The following is a 2517-nucleotide window of genomic DNA, read 5'->3' as shown; positions in this document are numbered from 1 at the left end:
AGTAGCGCGAGCGCCAGCACATCGGGCTCTCGATGATCTCGTCGCCGATCACGAGATAGGGATCGCGCGGGCAGGCGACGCAGAAGCCGCGCGACGACCAGCGCGGCGCCCGATATTTCTTCGAGAAATCGATGCTGTCGGGCCGGCGGATCGTCACGCCTTCGCCGGCGAGGATCGCGATGAAGTTGTCGAGCTCCTTCTGGGCGAGCTTCTTCATGAAGTTCGGATAGCGGAAGCCCGAGGCGAAGCGGTAGAACGGCTGCGCGGCGCGCGGCAGGTTGAAGATCACGGTGAGGTGATGGGTCGGGATCGTGGCGCCGTCGAGCGAGCCGACGATCACCTCCTCCAGCGGGTCCCACTCGTTCCAGGCCATCACCGGCGAGTGCGGCGCGGGCACGCTGCGACCGCCGTCGCGGCCGCCGACGACGCCGTCCGGGGCGTCGTCGAGCACGGCCTCGGCGGCCGTGTGGGAAGCGTCGCGGTCCATGGTGGGTCCCCTCGTGTCATCCCTGCGGGCGGTCTGCTCGGAGCGAAAACCCCCGGTGCCGCTTTGGTCCGCACTGTGTCTATCGGGTGATAGACATTGCCGATCGTTGCTGCAACTTGGGTCCGACTCCTCGTCCGCAGCGGTCTTCCTGGGTCGGAATCGCGGCGAGAATCCAGCATCAAGCCACCAGCGAGCTTGAAAGAGGATCATGAAGCGTCTGACGACCGTAGCCCTGATCGCCGGTCTCTGCACGGTCGTCGGCCTGTTCCTCTCCTCCGGTCTCGAGGATGTCGCCGCGGCGGTGGTCAGCGCCGGCTGGGGCGCCCTGGTCGTGGTCCTGGCCCGCGCCGTCGCCGTCGCCTGGGCGGGTCTCGGCTGGTACGCGATCTTTCCCGCCGCCGGCCGCCCGAGCCTGCCCGCCTGCATCAACCTGCGCTTCGTGCGCGAGGGCATCAACACGCTGCTGCCGGTGGCCGCCGTCGGCGGCGACTTCGTCGGCGCGCGCCTGCTGACCAAGCGCGGCGTCGCCGGGGGGCTCGCCGGCGCCAGCATGTTCGTCGACCTGATGACCCAGGCGCTGACGCAGTTGCTGTTCACGCTGGCCGGCCTCGGCCTGCTCATGTGGCTGTCGGGCGACGGACCGATCGTCCGGACGGTGGCCGGCGGCCTCGCCGTCGCCGCGCCGGCGATCGGCGCGTTCTACCTGATCCAGCGCCGCGCCGGGCACCGCCTGATCCAGGGCATCGTCCACCGCTTCGCCGCGAGCCGCGAATGGCAGGCGCTCGGCGCCGTCGAGATGCTCTACGACAACCTGCGCCGCCTCTACGGCGCGCCGCTGCGCGTCCTGTCGGGCATCGGCATCCACCTCGTCGGCTGGATCATCGGCACGCTCGAAGTCTACGTCTGCCTGCACTTCATGGGCTATCCGGTAAGCTTTGCCGAGGCGCTGGTGATCGAGAGCCTCGCCCAGGCCGTGCGCGGCGCCGCCTTCGCGGTGCCCGGCGCGCTCGGCGCGCAGGAGGGCGGCCTGATCGCGCTGTGCGCCCTGTTCGGCATCCCGGCCGAGGCGGCGCTGGCGCTGTCGCTGGTCAAGCGTCTCGCCGACCTCCTCGTCGGCGTGCCGGGCCTGCTGCTCTGGCATGCGCAGGAAGGCCGCATCGGCCGCGATGCGGCGGAGGCCGAGGCGAGCGGCCCGGCGCCGGGCCGGCAGCCGATCCGCCGGCTCGGTACCGCGGCCGCGACGCTGGGGCCGTTCTACAGCTATGCGCCGCCGCGCGGGACCGGCGCCCGTGTCGGCGAGCCGGAGGCGGCGGAGTTGAAGACATGCGCCTGACGCGCGCAGGCTCGGTCGCGCTGGCGCTGCCGGCCGTCGTGCCGCCGGTGCGTTCGGCGGTCGCCGCCGTCGATGCGCCCTACGCCCGCTTCGAGGCGACGTCCTCCGCAATGGGAACCTCGGCGAGGCCGCGGGCCAGCGGGCGCGCATGAGCCAGCCGCTCAAGGCCGACGGCGGTCTGAAATTCCTGCGCCAGCGCACCGATGGCATGCCGGCCGCCAAACCGGCGCCTTGAACCGACCGCACAGATGCCTCGCGCGCCGCGATGTCCGGCGCCATCGATTCCCGTCCTTCGCGACCGAGCGCCGCCCCCCATGGACCTCACCTGGCTTTCGCCGATCCTCCTGGTCCCCGCGGTCGCGGGCTGCCTCTACGCGCTGACCGCGGCGCTGCTCGCCGGCCGGTTCGCGGCAAGAGCCGCGCCGCGCCTCGACGCCGAGGCGGCTCGCCCCTCGGTCACGATCCTGAAGCCGCTCTGCGGCCTGGAGCCGAACCTCTTCGAGAACCTCGCGAGCTTCTGCCGCCAGCATTATGCCGGCCCGGTGCAGGTGGTGTTCGGCGTGCAGAACGCGGGCGACCCGGCGATCGGCATCGTGCGCCGCCTCGAAGAGGCGTTCCCACAGCTTCGCATCGACCTCGTGATCGACGCGCGCCAGCACGGCTCGAACCGCAAGGTCTCGAACCTGATCAACATGGC

At 71.5% G+C, this 2517-nt stretch carries 2 protein-coding genes and 2 pseudogenes; 3 read left to right on the top strand and 1 reads right to left on the bottom strand.

Translation table 11 applies throughout. From position 1 onward, the window contains the following. Positions 1 to 487, bottom strand: a pseudogene (locus ACFE86_RS22440) (amidinotransferase); the annotation flags it as partial. A 208-nt stretch (positions 488 to 695) separates the two neighbouring features. Between ACFE86_RS22440 and ACFE86_RS22435 the strand changes: the two are divergent. The 3 genes and pseudogenes from ACFE86_RS22435 to ACFE86_RS22425 form a co-directional block, all read left to right on the top strand. Continuing rightward, positions 696 to 1820, top strand: a complete 1125-nt coding sequence (locus ACFE86_RS22435; protein ID WP_375457515.1) for a flippase-like domain-containing protein — start codon at positions 696 to 698, stop codon at positions 1818 to 1820. After that, the gene (locus ACFE86_RS22430) at positions 1811 to 1972 is read left to right on the top strand and encodes a hypothetical protein (RefSeq protein ID WP_375457514.1); all 162 of its coding nucleotides are present in this window, start codon (positions 1811 to 1813) and stop codon (positions 1970 to 1972) included. Before ACFE86_RS22435 ends, ACFE86_RS22430 begins: the two co-directional genes overlap by 10 nt. A gap of 162 nt (positions 1973 to 2134) precedes the next feature. Further along, positions 2135 to 2517, top strand: a pseudogene (locus ACFE86_RS22425) (glucosyltransferase); the annotation flags it as partial.

The organism is uncultured Methylobacterium sp. (genome assembly GCF_964244095.1).
Lineage (GTDB): Bacteria > Pseudomonadota > Alphaproteobacteria > Rhizobiales > Beijerinckiaceae > Methylobacterium.
This window is presented reverse-complemented; position numbering and strand designations above follow the sequence as displayed.

Coding starts and splice junctions, on each gene's coding strand:
- ACFE86_RS22435 (WP_375457515.1), top strand. CDS start 696: ATGAAGCGTCTGACGACCGTAGCCCTGATCGCCGGTCTCTGCACGGTC.
- ACFE86_RS22430 (WP_375457514.1), top strand. CDS start 1,811: ATGCGCCTGACGCGCGCAGGCTCGGTCGCGCTGGCGCTGCCGGCCGTC.